Raw genomic sequence first — 829 nt, 5'->3', positions numbered from 1 at the left:
GCGAGTTCGGTGGTGTGTTTCTCGACGAGTTGTTCGTGGGGGCGGCGGTCGGTGAAGGTCATGACGGCGCCGACGAGCTGGTCGCCGTCGCGGACGGGGGCGGTGGTGAGGTCGACGGGGACGCGTTCGCCGGTTTTGGACCACAGGACCTGGCCGCGGACGCGGTGTTTGCGTCCGGATCTGAGGGTGTCGGCGAGGGGGGATTCGTCGTAGGGGAAGGGGGTGCCGTCGGGGCGTTTGGGGAGGATGAGGGGGTGGAGTTCCGCGCCGCCGAGTTCGCCGGCGCGGTAGCCGAGGATCTGGGCGAAGGCGGGGTTGACCAGGACGACGCGGCCGTCGGTGTCGGTGCCGACGACGCCTTCGGCGGCGGCGCGCAGGATCATTTCGGTCTGGCGCTGGGAGCGGGCGAGTTCGGCTTCGGTGTCGAGGGTGCCGGTGAGGTCGCGGACGACGAGCATGAGGAGTTCGTCGCCGGTGAACGCGCCGGTGGGGGTCGAAGCGGCGTAGGCGGCGCGGCCGTCTTCGAGGCTGGCGCTGGTGACCTCGACGGGGAACTCGTCGCCGTCGGTGCGGCGGGCGGTCATGCGGGTGGGGGTGGTGCGGCCGCGTTGGTCGGCGGGGTCGGGGCGGCGCATGGAGCCGGGGATGAGGCGGGAGTCGAAGTCGGGCAGGAGGTCGAGCAGGCCCCGGCCGACCAGGGCGGTGCCGGGGGTCTCGAACATGCCCAGCGCGATGGTGTTCGCGTTGACGACGGTGCCGTTGCAGTTCACCAGCACGAGCCCGTCGGGCAGGGCGTCGAGTATGGCTGCGAGGCGAGCAGCGCCTCGGG

Annotated in this window: 1 protein-coding gene; it reads right to left on the bottom strand. The window is 72.0% G+C overall.

The annotated features are described in order from the left end of the window. Positions 1-829, bottom strand: an 829-nt coding sequence (locus tag IE219_RS31360; RefSeq protein ID WP_189983725.1) for a PAS domain-containing protein, incomplete at both ends; no start/stop codon positions are given.

This window comes from Streptomyces termitum (assembly GCF_014650175.1).
Classification (GTDB): Bacteria; Actinomycetota; Actinomycetes; order Streptomycetales; family Streptomycetaceae; genus Streptomyces; species Streptomyces termitum.
The sequence above is the reverse complement of the archived record's forward strand: the minus strand, read 5'-3'. Positions and strand labels throughout refer to the sequence as shown.